At 65.7% G+C, this 16,866-nt stretch carries 11 protein-coding genes; 10 read left to right on the forward strand and 1 reads right to left on the reverse strand.

Annotated elements, in window-relative coordinates; all coding sequences use genetic code 11:
- Positions 1-18: 18 nt before the first annotated feature.
- Positions 19-2,637 carry a LuxR C-terminal-related transcriptional regulator gene (locus AZKH_RS09325; protein WP_172642461.1) on the reverse strand — a complete coding sequence of 873 codons (2,619 nt, stop codon included), beginning with the start codon at positions 2,635-2,637 and terminating at the stop codon, positions 19-21.
- Between the two features lie 329 nt (positions 2,638-2,966).
- Between AZKH_RS09325 and AZKH_RS09330 the strand changes: the two genes are divergently transcribed.
- The 10 genes from AZKH_RS09330 to AZKH_RS26275 all read left to right on the forward strand — a co-directional run bounded on the left by AZKH_RS09330 (position 2,967) and on the right by AZKH_RS26275 (position 16,488).
- Positions 2,967-4,223: an acyl-CoA dehydrogenase family protein gene (locus AZKH_RS09330; protein ID WP_015435511.1), complete on the forward strand. Its 1,257-nt coding sequence runs from the start codon at positions 2,967-2,969 to the stop codon at positions 4,221-4,223.
- Positions 4,224-4,233: 10 nt separating this feature from the next.
- Positions 4,234-5,853, forward strand: a complete 1,620-nt coding sequence (locus AZKH_RS09335; RefSeq protein ID WP_015435512.1) for an AMP-binding protein — start codon at positions 4,234-4,236, stop codon at positions 5,851-5,853.
- A 32-nt stretch (positions 5,854-5,885) separates the two neighbouring features.
- Positions 5,886-7,001, forward strand: a complete 1,116-nt coding sequence (locus AZKH_RS09340) for a trans-acting enoyl reductase family protein (protein ID WP_015435513.1) — start codon at positions 5,886-5,888, stop codon at positions 6,999-7,001.
- A 34-nt stretch (positions 7,002-7,035) separates the two neighbouring features.
- A complete protein-coding gene (locus AZKH_RS09345) occupies positions 7,036-8,277 on the forward strand; it encodes a thiolase family protein (protein WP_015435514.1) in 1,242 nt (413 codons plus the stop codon).
- A gap of 75 nt (positions 8,278-8,352) precedes the next feature.
- Positions 8,353-10,782 carry an RND family transporter gene (locus AZKH_RS09350; protein WP_015435515.1) on the forward strand — a complete coding sequence of 810 codons (2,430 nt, stop codon included), beginning with the start codon at positions 8,353-8,355 and terminating at the stop codon, positions 10,780-10,782.
- Between the two features lie 40 nt (positions 10,783-10,822).
- Entirely contained in the window at positions 10,823-12,196 is a 1,374-nt protein-coding gene (locus AZKH_RS09355) for a DUF1329 domain-containing protein (protein WP_015435516.1), read from the forward strand.
- A 2-nt stretch (positions 12,197-12,198) separates the two neighbouring features.
- Complete coding sequence (locus AZKH_RS09360) at positions 12,199-13,209, forward strand: YCF48-related protein (protein ID WP_015435517.1); 1,011 nt, start codon at positions 12,199-12,201, stop codon at positions 13,207-13,209.
- Positions 13,210-13,245: 36 nt separating this feature from the next.
- On the forward strand, positions 13,246-15,057 hold the full coding sequence (locus AZKH_RS09365; protein WP_015435518.1) for a DUF1302 family protein: 1,812 nt from the start codon (positions 13,246-13,248) through the stop codon (positions 15,055-15,057).
- A 30-nt stretch (positions 15,058-15,087) separates the two neighbouring features.
- Complete coding sequence (locus tag AZKH_RS09370) at positions 15,088-16,041, forward strand: NmrA family NAD(P)-binding protein (RefSeq protein ID WP_156822076.1); 954 nt, start codon at positions 15,088-15,090, stop codon at positions 16,039-16,041.
- A gap of 24 nt (positions 16,042-16,065) precedes the next feature.
- On the forward strand, positions 16,066-16,488 hold the full coding sequence (locus AZKH_RS26275) for a hypothetical protein (RefSeq protein WP_015435520.1): 423 nt from the start codon (positions 16,066-16,068) through the stop codon (positions 16,486-16,488).
- Positions 16,489-16,866 lie beyond the last annotated feature (378 nt).

The following is a 16,866-nucleotide window of genomic DNA, read 5'->3' on the forward strand; positions in this document are numbered from 1 at the left end:
GAACTCCCCCGTGTTTCCTCAGATTAGACCCAATTCCAAGGCCCTCGCCACGGCTTGAGTACGGCTGCGAATTCCGAGCTTTCCGTAGATTCGCCGCAAATGCGTTTCGACGGTGTTTTCGGTCACGAACAGCTTGCGCGCAAGTTCCTTGTTGGAATGCCCTTCGGCGAGGAGGCGAAGGATCTGGCCCTCCTTGGGGCTGAGGCGCATGGCCTCGTCCTGGAGGTGGCTTTTTGCAGCAACCGGCTCAGTCTTGGTTGCTGCAGCGAGCATGCTTTGAAGATAGGTTGGCGAGACTGTGCATTTCCTGTCGCTGAGCGCTCTCAGCAATTCGTTGAGGTGCCAGGGTTCGTCTGCGAAGACGCGCAGCATTCCGCCGGGCTCGGCCTGTGCAAGGGCCCGTTCCAGCGTTTCGAGAGCCTGGGGTCGGCGACGGGCGACTTCGAAAGCTTGGGCAAGCAGGCACTGCAGTCTTGCGACGCGTCGACGCCGGTTGTGACCGCTGGCTTCGCAGATCGCGTCCTGCAGCCGGGGAATGATCGCGCGCACCGACCCTTCGACCAGTGCCTGCCGGACGTCCGCTACCAGCGGGTCGTCGAGGTTCTCTGCATACGTCGAGAATCCCGTGAATGGCCGCCACACGGATTCGTCCGCAATCAGGGGCGTCAGACGCTGGGCGGCGGCGAGGTCGCCGGCGAGCAGTGCGAGCCGGTGCTTGTCGATGCGGGATGCTGCCGAGATGCGCGGAATCGATCGCACGTCCCCGAGGTCCTGCAGCGTGTCGAGGGTCACCAGGGCTTTCGCATACTGACCGCGTTGTGCCTGGATGCGGGCGAGCACCCGGTACGTGACGATGATGTGGTCGGGCAGGCAGCCGTCGTGGATGACCGGCAAATAGTCGATGAGCAGCGTTTCGGCGGCGTCGATCTCGTTGAGTTCGTAGAGTGCTTCGGCGAGGTGGGCGGCGACGATCGCTGTGGAGGTCGTGTAGCGATGGCCACCTGCGATGATCGCCTCGAGCGTGCCTTCGAAGCGCGCCCGTGCGGCTTTCGCCTCGCCCTGCAGCAGGGCAATGGCGCCTTCGAAGCTGACGCTGTAGTTGAGGGCATGGACGGCGCCGATGGGTTCCAGCAGATGCTTCGCGGCGGCGATCTCTTGCATCGCCGCGATGTCGCGGCCCTGGCCGATGGCTTCGTAGGCGAGGGCGTTGTGGATCAGCCCAGCGACGTAGGGGGGCATCACGGACAGGTTTGCGCGGGCGGATTCGCCGATCCGGAAGGCTTCCACGATCCGGTCGGACCATGCGCAAAGCATGATTCTGAGGGCAACCAGTTCGGCCGAGATCCTCTCATCGACCTGGGCCTCGGCCGGGAGCAGTTCGATGAGCCGGGAAGCTTCGCCGTAGCGATGCAGGAAGGTCGCTGCATAGGCGCCGGCGATCAGCAGATTTGGATGCGTCGCGAGAATCGCATCCGGGATCGCGGCCATCCATTTTGCAACCGTGTCGAACTGGCCGACCCGTACCAGGGCGGTGGCGCGCGTCGACATGATGTCGGCCGCAAGCGCCTGGTCACCAGCGGCCAAGGCATAGGGTACGGCCGGGAAGGGCTTGTCGTGGTCGGCGAGCCAGCGGGCGGCGTTCAGTTGCAGCGTGGCAATCCGCTCCGGCGTCGCGCCCGAGTGGCGCAGTTGCGTGCCCAGGAATTCCCGAAAGAGCGGGTGGTAGCGATACCAGGGGCCGTCGTTGTCGATGCGCTGGAGAAACAGGTTATCGCGCTCGGTCGCGGCGATGCATTCACGGCTGTCGGTGACGCCCAGTGCTGCGTCGCACATCGCGGGCGAAAAGGCGTCGAACAGGCTGGTCGCGAGCAGGAAATCGCACAGGCGCGGGGGAAGCCGGGCCAGGACGTCTTCCGCGAGGTAGTCCGAGATATTGCGTGACGATGCAACCAGCCCTTCGAGGAGGGCTGCGGTATCCGAGCGACCCGTGAGCGCTGCCGCCGCGAGCTGCAAGGCCGCGGGCCAGCCGTCGGTGCGATCTTGCAGCGTATCGAGCTCCGCTTCGTTGAGGGCACAGGGCAAGCGGCCGGCGATGTAGCGCCGGGATTCCTCGCGGTCGAACTTGAGGAGATCCGCGTCGATCTCCAGCAGGCGGCCACTGACACGCAGGCGCCCGAGCGGGAGGTCCGGTGTTTGCCGCGAGCCGAGGACGATCCGCTGGCCCGGCGACAGTCCGGCGACGATCTCGCCGAGGAGCTGGAGGACCTTGGTCGAAGCGATTTCCTCGAACTCGTCGATGAAGAGCACGAACGGAGCCTCGGTGAGATCGAGGGTTTCGAGGAGCTGCTGCACGCGGGCGCTCGAAGCCGTCGAGCCGTCGAGGTTCGCCGCGGTGATTTCGGGTTCATCGACCCCCTCGAGGACGCTGCCGAGCGCGGCTCGGAGATAGAAGGTGAATCGCCCTGGATCGTCGTCCGACGCGTCGACGGTCAGCCAGCATGTCGCGCGGCCCGCTGCCCTCATCTGGCAGTAGAGCTGGCTCAGCGTCGTCGTTTTGCCGTAGCCGGCCGGTGCGGTGACGAGCACCAGGTTCGCGCTCGACCGATCGACCAGCGTGAAGATTCGGCTCCGTTCCACCTTTCCCGCGGCGTCGTAGGACGGGCGCAGCTTCCGTGTGTTGACGCGGATGCCGGGATTCGAAGGGGGTGGCGGGTGCATGAATTCGACGATTGGGACGGTGCGAGGGGTGGCTGGGGCGCGTTCGACGCTTGCAGTATGAATCCGGAAAGCGGTGATGGAAACAGATGCACATCCTGCGCCGCAGCAGTTGTCACGGTTTTCCGGGACGACGTGTCCCGGGAAAAGTCATGGGTTTGCGCGATTGAGAGGATTGGGCCGCGAATCAAGAATCTGCTCCGTGCCGACAGCGTTTCGGCGTCCCGTTCCACCACGGAGGAGATTCGAAGATGAACGACCGGAACCCAAGTCCCGTCGCCGCAAAACTGGGCCCACTGGGTGCAGAGCCGCCGCTTTCCGAAACGGCGGCCATGATCCTGGAGAGTCTCCAGCGCTATGCAGTCGAGGTGATGCGTCCCATCGGCACCCGGTTGGACCGGATGACGCCGGAGGAAGTGGCGGCGGCCGATTCGCCGTACTGGGAGGCCCGTCGCAAGTTCGTCGAGCTGGGGTTCGGCGTCGAGGCGCTGCTCGGGTTCGAGCCGGAAGAACGCGGCAAGATGATGTGCCTGCTGTTCGAAACCCTGGGCTGGGGCGACTCGGGCCTTGCGATTTCCTTCGGCGCGGCGATGCTGCCGCAATACATGTGCGCGGTGCTCGGTCGCGACGACCTGCTGAAGCTTTACCCGGATGCTGTGCTCGGCTGCTGGGGGATCACCGAGCCGGATCACGGTTCCGATTCCCTCGATCCGAACCGGATGATCTTTCATCCGCAAGGGCAGTACGGCCGCCCGAACTGTTGGGCGCGGATCGACGGCGACGAGGTCGTCATCAACGGACAGAAGTCGGCCTGGGTCTCCAATGGCACGATCGCCGATGTCTGCGTGCTGTACTGCGCGACCGATACCGGGACGTCGCTTGATCCGCAGCGCGGTTGCGTCGTGATCGTGCCGATGGATGCGAAGGGCGTCTCGCGTGGCAAGCCGCTGGACAAGCTCGGCCAGCGTGCGCTCAACCAGGGCGAGGTCTACTTCGACAACGTTCGCGTGCCGCGCAATCACCTGCTGGCGGGGCCAGAAGAATTCCAGGCCGCGGTAAAGATCATCCACACCGCCGCCAACGGGCTGATGGGCGCGACCTTTACCGGCGTGGCGCGGGCAGCGTACGAACTCGCACTCGACTATGCCCATGAGCGCAAGCAGGGCGGGGTGCCGATCATCCGCCACCAGGCCGTGGCGCAGCGCCTGTTCCACATGTTCCGCAAGGTTGAGGCCTCGCGGGCGCTGACGAACCGCGTCGTCCATTACAACTTCATCTCGCCCGAACTCTCGCTGCATGCGGCGATGACGGCCAAGGTGACGGCCACGCAGACTTCGTTCGAGGTCGCCAGCGACGCCTTGCAGATCTTCGGCGGCAACGGACTGACGCGTGAGTACCCGGTGGAGAAGCTGCTGCGCGATGCCCGTGCCTCGCTGATCGAGGACGGCTGCAACGAAATCCTTTCCATCAAGGGCGGCTACTACCTCGCCGACCCGGATCGTCTGTGATGCGCCAGCCATGACCGCAAGAGACGAACAGATTCTCGCCAATCTCATCGCCAACCGGGCCGAAACCCACCCGGACCTGGACGTGGTGACCTTCGAGCATCCGGGCTGCCCGGACGAGGTGCGCACCTATCGCCAGCTTTGGGACAACGGCCGGTGTGTCGCGGCGGCGCTCAAGGCAGGGCGAGTCGCCAACGGTGGGCATTTTGCGCTGCTGATGCAGAACCACCCGGAGTTCCTCGACGCCATGGTCGGCGCGTCGATCAGCGGGGCCGTCTTCGTTCCCATCGACCCGCGTACCAAGGGCGACAAGCTGGTGTACATGCTGCGCCACTCCGGCTGCCGGGGCGTGATCTGTGCCGACTACGTGCTCGACAACCTCGAGGCGGTGCGCGGGCAGTTGCCGGAGCTGGAATGGATCTGGGTCATCGACAGCGGGGTGCGCACCGACAAGCCGCTCGCCGGGTATGCGGGCGTGCGGCGCCTGGCGGAGGTCCTCGACATTGCGGTGCCGGAGGTGGAGATCGTCTCGGACGATCCGTCGAAGCCGATGGAGATCATGTACACCTCGGGTACTACCGGCGACCCGAAGGGCGTCGTGATTCCGCACGCGCGCTTTGCCGCAGTCGGAAACTGGCATGGATTCCTCGGCTACCGCCCGGACGACCGGCCCTATACCGGTCTGTCGCTGACCCACGGCAACGCTCAATTGGTGACCCTGTCCTGCGTGCTCAAGCTGGGCATGCGGGCGGTGATCAGCCGGAAGTTCTCCAAGTCGCGCCTGTGGGACATCGCCCGCAAGTACGGCTGCACCACCTTCACGCTGCTGGGCGGCATGACCACCGCCATCTGCAGCGAGCCGCCCCGCGCCAATGACGCCGACAACCCGGTGCGCTTCGTGATCAGCGCGGGCATGCCGGCGGCGATCTGGCGCGACTTCGAGCGCCGTTTCGGCGTCGAGATCCTGGAGTTCTACGGCGCGGTGGAGGGGGGACTGAGCATCAAGCCGGTCGGCGAAGGACCGGTCGGAAGCGTCGGCAAGCCGCCTGCAACGCTTCGCATGCGGATCGTCGACGACTACGGGCAGGACGTTGCGCCGGGCGAGCGCGGTGAAATCATCTTCAAGCCCGCCGACGGATCCGCGCCGTCGGTCGCCTACCTCCACAACCCGGAAGCCTCGGCCGCAAAGACGCGCGGCGGCTGGCTGCGGATGGGCGACATCGGTCATGTCGATGCGGACGGCTGGCTGTTCTTCGATTTCCGCATGGGGGGCGCGATCCGCCACAACGGCGACTTCGTGAATCCCGCCGCGATCGAGAAAGTGCTCGCCGAGAGCCCGATGGTTTCCGACGTCTTTGTATATGGCATCGATGCGGCCTCCGGTGCCCCCGGCGAGAAGGACGTGGTGGCCGCGATCGTGCCCGAGGCCGGCGTGGAATTCGCGCCCGACGCGCTGTTCCGCCTATGCCGCGAAAAGCTCGATAGCTCGAGCGTCCCGAGCTACCTGCAGGTGGTGGCGGAAATCCCCAAGACCGCGTCGGAAAAGCCGCAGGAGCGCTTCCTGAAGGATGCCTTCAAGGCCGCCGGCGCCGAGATCCACGAAGAGCGCCGCACCGAATCGATGGTGCGCTAGACGCCGCCCCTCAAACATCAAAGGAGATTGCAATGGAGACCAATTACGAAGTCGTGGTGTACGGCGCCAGCGGTTACACCGGCAAGCTGATCGCGTGGAAGCTCGCCGAGCGCCGCATCCCCTTCATCGCCGCGGGCCGCAACCAGCAGCGGCTCGACGAGGAGATGGCACGAGTACCCGAGCTGGCGGGGCGCGACTATCGGTGTGTGGCGGTGAGCCACGATGTCGCTTCGCTGACTGAACTCTTCCGTGGCAGGAAGGTGGTCATCAACGTCACCGGCCCCTTCATGCAGATCGGCGAACCGGTGGTGCAGGCCTGCCTCGCCGCCGGGTGCCACTACTTCGACACCACGGGCGAAACGGACTGGATGTCGTTGCTCAAGGGCGAGTATGGCAAGCGCTTCGCGCAAGCAGGCCTGGCCCTGTGCCCGGCCAATTCCTACATGTGGGCGGAAGGGCTGCTGGCCGCGGAAATCGCGCTGGAAACACCGGGCATCGATTCGCTGGAGATCGCTTACCTGGCGGATTCGCAAACCAGCGTCGCATCGACGAAATCCTTCCTGCGGATGTGCACCAAGCCGCAGTACTACATCAAGGACAAGACGCCGACGATGTGGCCCTACGCCACCGGCTATACGGTCACGCTGCCGGGCGAGCACGAATTGTTCAACGCACTGCCCTGGAGCGGCGGCGGCGAACCGGTCTGGTATCAGGGCGACGAGCGCGTGCGCAATTGCCGGGTGCTGGTGTCCTTCCGCAACCAGGTGATGTTCAAGGCGGTGCTGGGCATTCTCGAACGCTTCGAGAAGGAGTGCCGGGATCTGGCGCCCGACGAGCAGGAGCGCGTGACGAACCAGTGGGGCGGGGAAGTCACGACGGTGGAGCCGCCGCGCGAGGATCCCGAGGTCAATCGCTGCGTGCTGTCGTGCCACGGCCGCGGCAATACCGCCTCGGTCAACGTCGTGTTGCGCGGCAATTCGCCCTACATCCAGACGGGGGTACTCGGCGCCGAGGCCGCCCGTCGCGTGCTGCGCGGCCAGCTTCAGGCGGTCGGCTTCGTGTCGCCGGCGCAAGCCTTCGGCGCCCGCAACCTGCTCGCGGCCCTGGCCGAGGAAGGCCACCTCGCGTGGCAGGTGTACAGCGCGTGAGCGCCCCGTCCGCGAACCATCCCGAGAGAGCGAAATGAATCAACGAGTGTACGTAGCGGGCGTCGGCATGACGCCCTTTGGCAAGCACCTGAGCACCAGCGTCAAGCAGCTCACGCGCGTTGCGGTCGAGCTGGCCTTGGCCGACGCGGGTTGTGAGGCTAAGGATGTCCAGATGGCCTTCTTCGCCAACGCGGCGCAGGGCCACATGGAAGGCCAGGACATGATCCGGGGCCAGATCGCGCTGCGCGCCATGGGCTTCGAGGGGCTGCCGGTGGTCAATGTCGAGAACGCCTGCGCCAGCGCGAGCACCGCCTTCCAGATGGCGGTCGCCCTGGTCAGCGGCGGTGCGGCGGACGTCGTGCTCGCCGTCGGCGCCGAAAAGATGTTCTCCGACGATAAGGCGCGCACCTTTGGTGTCTTCGACGGCGCCTGGGACGTGCATGACGTGGCCGCGGGGCGCGACCGGCTGTTGCGCATGGGGGCCGGTGTAGAACCGCCTCCGGGGAGCGTCTCCGCGAAGCCCTACAGCGTGTTCATGGACATCTACGCCGCCTTCGGCCGCATGCACATGCGCGAGTACGGCAGCCGGCAGCGCCAGTTCGCCGCCGTGTCGGCCAAGAACCACCACCACTCGGTGCATAACCCGCTGTCGCAATACCGGCAGGACTACAGCATCGACGAGATCCTCGCCGCGCCGCCGATCACCTATCCGCTGACGCTGCCGATGTGTTCGCCGGTGAGCGACGGTGCGGCCGCCGCGATCGTGTGCAGCGAGGCCGGGCTGGCGCGGCTGGCGGGCCGGACGTCCCGTGCGATCCGGGTGCTGGGTTGGGCGCTGCAGGGCGGATCCGGTCGCGCGGCCGAAGCGTTCGACCAGCACCTGGTGCGCACCGCCGCGCGGAAGGTCTATGAGCAAGCCGGCGTGGGACCGGAAGACATCTCTGTCGCGGAGGTCCATGACGCCACCGCGATCGGCGAAATCATCCAGTCGGAAGTGCTCGGCCTGTGTGCGCCCGGAACCGGCGGAATCTGCGCAGAACGCGGGGAGACCCGGATCGGCGGGCGCATCCCGATCAATCCGTCTGGTGGCCTCGAATCGAAGGGGCATCCGATCGGCGCGACGGGGTTGGGCCAGATCCACGAACTCGTGACCCAGCTGCGCGGCGAAGCCGGCGCGCGCCAGGTCGAGGGGGCGCGGCTCGCGCTCGCCGAGAACGGCGGCGGCCTGTACGGCATCGAGGAGGCGGTCGCGTGCGTGACGCTGCTGGGGCGATGAGCTGAGAAAACTGAAGTGCTCGGCCCTGTCGCAGAACGGGGCTTCGATAACAGAAGGTAGGTTGGAGACAAGAAGATGGAGGCAAAGGAATTGCGCCATCGGTTGGCCAGGTTCGCCCTCGGCCACCGGTTCCTGGTGCTGACAGTGATGGCATTGGCGACGGCGTTCTTTGCCGTCGGCCTGCAGCGCATCGAGGTGCGGACGATCTTTTCGGACCTGTTCCCGAAGAGTCATCCCTTCGTCCAGGCGTACAAGGATCATCCCAACTTCGGCAATCCGCTGACCATCACGGTGATGGTCAAGCGCAAGGACGGGAAGGACCTGTACCAGCCGGAGACGATGAAGAAGATCTGGGACATGTCGCGCGAGATCGACCTCGCGCCCGGCGTCGACCATGACCAGATCCTCTCCATCGCCACCGAGAAGGCCCGCTACACGGTCGTGACCTCCGACGGGATCTATTCGAATCCGATCATGGACGACCATCCGCCGACGACCGCCGAGGAGCTCGCGGAGGTGCGTCGGCGCGTGAATGAATCGGCTGGCGCACGTACCTTCCTCGTCTCGGAAGACGGCACCGCGGCCGTGATCAACGCGACCTTCATCGAGCGGCTGGTGGATTACGGCCAGTTGTTCGGCTTCGTGCAGGATCTCGTCGCCCGGGAGAGCGATTCCGCGCATGAAGTCTATATCGCGGGCTGGCCGATGCTGACCGGCTGGGTGTATTTCTTCGGCTCGGATACCGCGAAGATCTTCGGCGTCACGCTGGCGCTGATGTTCGGTCTGCTGGCACTGCATATGCGCAACGTCGCCGGCATCGTCACGCCGCTGATCGTGAGCACCGTGTCGGCGGTGTGGGGCTTCGGGCTCGTGGGCTGGATCGGGCATCCGGTGGAGCCACTGCTGATGGTGGTGCCGCTGCTGCTGATCGCGCGCTGCTTCAGTCATTGCGTGCAGGCCACGGAGCGTTACTACGAACTGCTGCAGCAGTTCGGCGACAAGCACAAGGCCGCCGAGACGTCGCTCGTCTCGCTGGTGTGGCCGGGCACGCTGGGCATCTTCACCGACGTCGTCGGCCTGCTGCTGGTGGCGATTGCGCCAATACCCGCGCTGGAACGCTTCGCGCTTTTCACCGGCCTGTGGGCGATCAACCTGATCCCCACCAGCGTGTTCCTGACGCCGGTGCTGCTGAGCCTGCTGCCGCGCCCGAAGAATCTCGACCACCTGCTGGCCGCCGCCGGTCAGGGCGGGGCGCTGCAGCGCGGGATGCAGAAGCTGCTGCTCGCCATCGGAAGTTTTGCGGTGGGTCGACGGGCGCGCTTCACCGCAGCCGTCTTCGTCGTGCTGAGCGTGCTCGCCGTCGTCGAGATGTTCCGCATCCAGGTCGGCAATCCAGTCGACGGCAGCAACCTGCTGCGCGACGACTCGCAGTTCAACGTCGCGGTGCGCGAGATCAACCGCAACTTCCCCGGCCTGATGACGCTGGAAGTGATCTTCGAAGGCAAATCCGGCCGCATCGTCCGCCAGGCCGACACGCTGGGCACGATGCAGTCGCTGCAACACTGCCTGGAGAGCGGCCCCAATCCGCCGACCGCGACGCTGTCCTTCGCCGACTACGCGCCGGAGGCGAACCGTGTGTTCAACGGCGGCAACCCGAAGTGGGCGCCGCTCGACCCCGATGACGCGTCGGCCGCGGCTGCTGCCGGCGCGCTGATGGTTGGGACGAACGCCAAGGCCTATCTGCACGTTACCGACTTCGAGCAGCAAAACGGCACGGTTTCGCTGTGGTACCCCAATAACAAGCAGGCGACCGTCGACGCGGCGCTGGTCGAGGCACGCAAGTGCATCGCCGGAGTCGGCGAGTCCCATCCCAACTTCCTGATCCGCCTCGGGGCCGGCTCCATCGCGCTGCAGCAGTCGATCAACGACACCGTGGATCTGTACCAGTGGTACATCCTCGGCGCGCTGAACCTGGTGATCCTGACCGGCTGCTCGCTTGCCTACCGCTCGATTGCCGCCGGGCTGGTGCTGCTGGTGCCGGTGAATCTCGCCAACGTCTTCCTCACCGCCGCGATGTCGCTGTTCGGGTTGGGGCTGGACGTGAATTCGCTGCCGATCCTCGCGATCGGGATCGGCGTCGGTATCGACTACGGCATCTACCTGCTGACCCGCATCTGCGAGGAATACCACCTCGCGCACAAGGATCTGCCGCGCGCGATCCGTGGTGCGCTGACCACCTGCGGCAAGGCGATCTTCTTCACCGCGAGCTTGATGACGCTGGGCATCGCGCCCTGGTACTTCCTGTCGGAGCTCAAGTTCCTCTCCGACATGGGCCTGATGCTGGTGGTGGTGATGCTGATCAACATGGTCCTGGCCCTGCTGCTGGTGCCGCTGCTGGTGTACCTGTTCCGCCCCCGTTTCCTCGAATCGGACATCTCGGTGCTTTCGGAATCGGTTGAAGCGCCCGATCCGGCGGGCCTGCGGGTCTCGGTGGCGACGTTGTAGAGAGAACGGGATCCATCCCGAATACAAGGAGGAGTGAGACATGCATATCCGCAAATTCGACTTCGATTACAGCCGGCGCAACTTCATGGAGAAGACCGCCAAGGGCATCCTCACCGCCGGCGTGCTGACCCCGCTGTGGCCGCTCATCGCGCAGGCGGCCGACATCACCAAGGCCTATCCCGACGAGCTGCTGTCGATCGAGGGCTACACCAAGGGCAAAATCAAGACCGGCGACGTGATCACCGCCGACAATGTCGAACTCGTCAAGAACCTGCTCGACCCGGTCGCGTACAAGCAGGTCAAGGAGATGGGGCGGCGCATCCGCATCGTTGCCTCGACGCGCGACGTCACGCGGATGTACCCGCACGAATACCTCGAGGCGACGCTGCGCAACAAGGGCAAGGCGAAGCTCGACCAGGACGGCAACGTCGTGACCACCGACGGCAAGCCGTGGATCGGCGGCAATCCCTTCCCCGAGGGCACGACGGCGACCGAAGCCTTCGCGAACCTGACGCTGTGCTGGGGCCGCCACGACAACTCCGTGTATGCCGTGCGCGACTGGGAGATCGGCCCCGACGGGGACGTCTCCTACCAGTACGACTTCGTGTGGGTGGAAGAGAACACCGTTGCGCGGGTCGGGGCCGGCGGCCCCTACCTGAAGGGGCTGGAGGACAAGCTGCGCTTCCAGTCGGTGTTCTTCACCTCGCCCGCGGACGTCAAGGGGACGTCCTACCTCAACACCTGGTACTACGACCAGCGCAAGTTCCCCGACCTCGTCGGCTACCTGCCGGCCTTCAAGCGCGTGCGCAAATTCCCGACCAACCAGCGTTTCGAGCCGCTGGTGGCGGGCATGGCGCTCTACCTGTCGGACGCCTGGGCGGCCGGCGACCCGATGCTGACCTGGGGCAACTACAAGATCGTCGGCCGCGGCCCCTTCCTCGGCGCGGTGTCGGAGAACTGGTACGGCGACCACGCGAACTGGGAGCGCCCGGTGCACGGCGGCCCGAAGGGCCAGACCTTCTTCGAGACGCAGATGGAGCTGTGCCCCGAGGTGATCGTCGTCGAGGCCGAACCGGTGGGCTACTCGCGCGCGCCGGTGTCGAAGAAGCGGGTGTGGATCGACGTGCGCAACATGATGTATGTCGCCTATGTCACCTACGACCGCCGCGGCGAGATCTGGAAGCAGTTCGAGCCCCATTACAGCCTTTACGAGAAGGGAGGGGCGCGCATCCTCGACGGCAAGAACACGGCGTGGTCGTGGGCGGGCGTGCATTGCCACGACATCCAGTCGAACCGGATGACGCGCTTCGTCCAGGCCAAGACTGTCGCGGGCGGTGTGTCGTCGGGCTACAACCAGGCCGGCCTGTACGAAAAGTACCTGACCGAACAGGCCATGCAGCGGCTGGGGACCTGATCGTGAAGGCCCTCAATCCCAGATCCACGTTGTGCGCCGCGGTTGCGGCTTCGCTGCTGGCGCTGGCCGGCGCCAGCGCTGCCACGTCGCAAGGCCCGGCGAGTCCCGCGCCCAAGGTCATCCGCAGCGGCGCCGCCCACGACGCCCTGTTCGATCTCGCGTTCGACGGACAGCAGGGCATCGCCGTCGGCGCCTTCGGCACCATCGTCGGCAGCGACGACGGTGGTGCAAGTTGGGCTCCGCTGGTGGTCCCGCCGAAGACGCCGGTGCTGCTCGGCGCGACGATTCGCGGCGGTCACTGCCTCGCGGTCGGTCAGCTCGGGACGATCCTCGCCGCCGACGACTGCCGTCAGTGGCGCCCCGTCGCCTCGGTCGGCAACGCGCGGCTGATGGCGGTGAGCCTGAACGGCCGCGGGCAGGCCTACGCCGTCGGTGCCTTCGGCACGGTGCTGCGCTCCACCGACGGCGGCCATGCGTGGCAGCCGGTCACGATCGACTGGACCGGAATCGGCGAGGGCGGCGCCGAACCGCATCTCTACGACGTCCACGTCGCCGACGACGGCGCGATCACGATCGTCGGCGAGTTCGGCGTGATCCTGCGCTCGACCGACGGCGTGCGCTGGCAGGTCGTGCACCGCGGCGAACAGTCGCTCTTTGGCCTCGCGCAGGCCGGCGACGGCAGCGCCTATGCCGTGGGCCAGGCCGGCACGGTGCTGGCCAGCTCCGACGGCGGTGTGAGCTGGAAAGCACTGCCGACCGGTTCAGCCGCGATCCTGACCGGCGTCTGGAGCGACGGCCGCGGGCGCATCGTCGCCTCCGGCATCAACACCATCCTGCGCAGCGAGGACGGTGGCGCGAGCTGGCGCCGCGTCGACTCCCGGCTCGTCACCCAGGCCTGGCATCAAGCCGTGGCCGCCGCCCGTCGGGGCGGCGAGGGAGGAGGGAAAGAGGAAGGCGCCTGGCGGGTGATGACCGCCGGCGCAGCCGGCACGCTGCTCGAACTCGCGCCGTAAGGCGACGCGACACAACAAGACAAGGTAGGAGACACGATGGACACCAAGGCATTCGGCTTCTCACGCAGCAGCCTGTGGATCGCTGCGCTTCTCGCCCCGGCGTCGGCCTTTGCGGCCGACTGGCAGTTCTCGGGCTTGGTCCGGGAGGAAATCGCAGTACGGGTGGGGGGCGAGGACAATCCGGCCAACCAGCAGGGCAACGTCTTCAACGGCAAATCCGTGCCGAACACCGGCCTCGGCCCCTTCTTGGCGCCGGGCGTCGCGCCCGCGACGCTGACCCGGCCGGGGTCGTTGAAGGATTCCAACACCTTCAACATGTTCGCGACCCGCGTCGAACTCGCGGCAGACGGCAAGCTGAGCGAGTCGCTGGCAGCCCACCTGAAATTGCGTGGCTTCTATGACGGCGTCGGCCAGGTCGACGGGGCCTTCAAGAACGAGAACCTGTTCGAGCAGGAATTCCGTGGCAGCCGCGGCGGCACCCCGTTCGAGGTCGCGCGCAAGGACTGGATGCTGGACATCCCGGCTGCCTATCTCGACTACAACGACGGTCCGCTGTGGCTGCGCTTCGGCAATCAGCAGATCGCCTGGGGCGAATCGATCTTCTTCCGCGTGCTCGACGTGCCCAACGGCATCGATCTCCGCCGCCATTCGGTGCTCGACGTGGCCGCCGAGGAGTACTCGGACAAGCGCGTGCCCTCGCTCGCGCTGCGTGGCAGCTTCCGCGTGAACAACGACTGGGAGGTCGAAGGCTTCACGCAGCGCTTCCAGCCCACGATCCTGCCCGGCGACAACTCGCCGTACAACACCATTCCGTCGCAATTCGTCGTGCAGGAGAAAGCGGGTTACGACGCGGTCAAGGACGACTGGACCTTCGGCGGGCGCGTGCGCGGCAAAGTGGGCGACTTCGGCATCCAGCTGATGGCGGTCAATCGCCGCAATCCGGATGGCGTCGTGAAGTGGACCGACTCCCGCAAGGGCATCCTCTCCGGCACGGCCTTCGAGGCGGGCACGGGGCAGGGCGTCTATAGCGCGGCGGAGTGGTTCCACTATGCCAGCCTCGTGGGCCTGGACGGGGTGGGCGGACTGGAAAGCGCGCTAAACGAATTCCCCGCGACGCTAGGCCTCGGTTCGGCCGCCGTGGCGGCGGGCTGCGGGGGCACCGTGAGCGGCGGGAAAATCTCGCTGCCCAACAAGGCCGCGGCGTCCTGCGTGCTCGATACCTTCTTCGATCCGGTCGTCGGGCTCGGCAACCTGAAGGGACACCTCGCGCGCGAATATCCGCGCGAGAACGTGTTCGGCTTCAGCGTGAACCACGTCTTCGAAGGCGAGCCCGATTCCTTCCTCGACCAATTGGTGGGCCGTTTTGAACTGTCCTGGACGCCGGACAAGAAGTTCACCAACCCGACGCTGTCGCGCCGGCTGATCGAGGAAAACGAGACCCAGTTCGCCTTCATCCTCGAGAAGTACCACAAGTTCAGTGCCGAAATCCCCGCCACCTACATCGTCGCGCAATGGCTGCACAAGACCGCGAGCGATCTCTTCGGGCGGCACCTCTCCGGCCTCGACAACAAGCCCGGCGAGCGGCCGAAGGGGCTCGACAGCTTCAACGCCGTCGCGCTGGCAATCCAGCAACCCTCGAAGACCCTCGAATGGCGCGGCGACCTTACCGTGCTGACCGACCTGCGCGGTGGCTGGCTGATCCAGCCCGGGGTCAAGTGGAAGCCGAACAAGTCCTTCCAGCTCGATCTCTACGGAAACATCATCCGCAGCGACGGCGGTCACGACGACTTCGGCGCGAACCTGGAGTCCGCCAACGAAGTATTCATGCGCGGCACCTTCTACTTCTGAGCAGCGCATTCATTGATTAGGAGTCCAATGATGAGCAGAAAGACCGTCACCGTCTTTGCGGCCACCGGTAGTGCCGGGTCGGCCTGTGTTGAGGAGTTGCTGCGCCAGGACGTATTCGACGTCCAGGTGCTTGCGAGGGCAGGGGGGCTGCAGGAAAAGTCCTCCTCCGGCCTCCTCAATTCCGTCGATACGAAGCAGCAGCGCTGGGACGACTGGCGCCGGCGCGGCGTGGTCGTCAAGCAGGCGGACGTCACCGATCACGCCTCGCTGATCCCCGCGCTCGATGGCACCGACTACCTGGTGTCCTGCGTTCCGCTGTTCGCGACCGAGTCGCAATACCCCTTGATCTGGGCCGCGAAGGAGGCCGGCGTGGAGCGCTTCGTGCCCTCCGAATTCGGCTTCATCTACGAGTGGGAACAGTTCTGGCCGACCGACAACGCGCACAAGACCGCCGCCCGCCAGAAGGCCTTTATCCGTCGCGTGATCGAGCTGGCCGGGCTGGATTTCACGATCATCCCGGCCGGGCTGTGGATCGAGTATTTCATGCCCGAACCGGTCGCGGTGATGGGCGACGGTAACACGAAGATTTCCTGGTCAACGGCGCGCGACGTGGGTCGCATCATCCCCCACGTGCTCGCCCACCCGGCCTCGCGCAACGCGGTCTGCCCGGTGGCCGCCACGGCCTACCTCACCTGGAACGAGCTGCTCGACGCGCGCGAGCGCATCCTCGGTCGCAAGGTCGAGCGCATGTACCTGGGTCACGAGGACTGGCGCAAGGCCTATGACGAAGCCCCCGATGGCCCGATGAAGGCCATCGTCGGCATCGGCGTGTCCGCCACCGAGTGTCCGGAAGGCATGCCCTTGTGGGCGCATTGGAACGCCATGCATCTGCCCGAGTTCAAGGGCACGCCGCTGGAGCAGCTCTTCCCGGAATACATCGAGCCCCGCGTCAGGGAACTGCAGGCCGCGCTCGGCGCCGCCTGATTCGGCAAAGGAGAGAAGTTGAACATGAGCACGATAACGAGCACGACCGTGCCGGCCGGCAGCGGCAGCTTTTCCGGCTGGCGGTTGATGTTCCGTCTGGCCGGCATCTTCAATATTGCGGTCGCGATCCCGCTGTGGATCGCCCCGGTGGCACTGTCGAAGCTGTTCGGCTTTGAGCCGGTACCCGTCGATATCCTCTACACCGATCTCTTCGCCGTACTGGTGATCGCCTTCGGCATCGGCTACTGGCGGATCGGTGCCGACCCGTTGCGCAACCGGCCGATCGTCGAGATGGGCATCCTCGGCAAACTGCTGGTGGTGCTCGTGGGCTATCAGCATTTTGTCGCCGGCACCACCAACCTGCCTTTCGCCGCGCTGGTGACGGGCGACCTCGTATGGGCCTGGTTCTTCTGGAGATACCTGCGTACCCATCCGGAAGGAGCTTGATCGTGTTCAAGGCAATCCTGGTCGACAAGGGCGAGAACGATCACGTGGCGACGCTCGCCAGGTGGATGACGATTGCTTGGCCGAAGGCGACGTGACCGTGTGAGTCGAATATTCGTCGCTCAACCACAAGGACGGTCTGCGGATCACGGGGCGGATTCCGCGCGGGACCTGGGTCCGGACAAGCTCGAATCGATGGTCCGTGACGTCGGGTTGAGCGACGTTGTCGGACTGGCCCCCGAGATACTCGGGGGAGGGTCAGTGGGCGAATTGTCGTGAACGTCAGGCGATAAAGCAGTTTCGACCAGCGGAGCCTTCTCTCTCCCGCCGTTGGTGATTTACCCATCCAGCATAGGTGCTGGATGGGTTCTTTTCCCGACA

The organism is Azoarcus sp. KH32C (genome assembly GCF_000349945.1).
Lineage (GTDB): Bacteria > Pseudomonadota > Gammaproteobacteria > Burkholderiales > Rhodocyclaceae > Aromatoleum.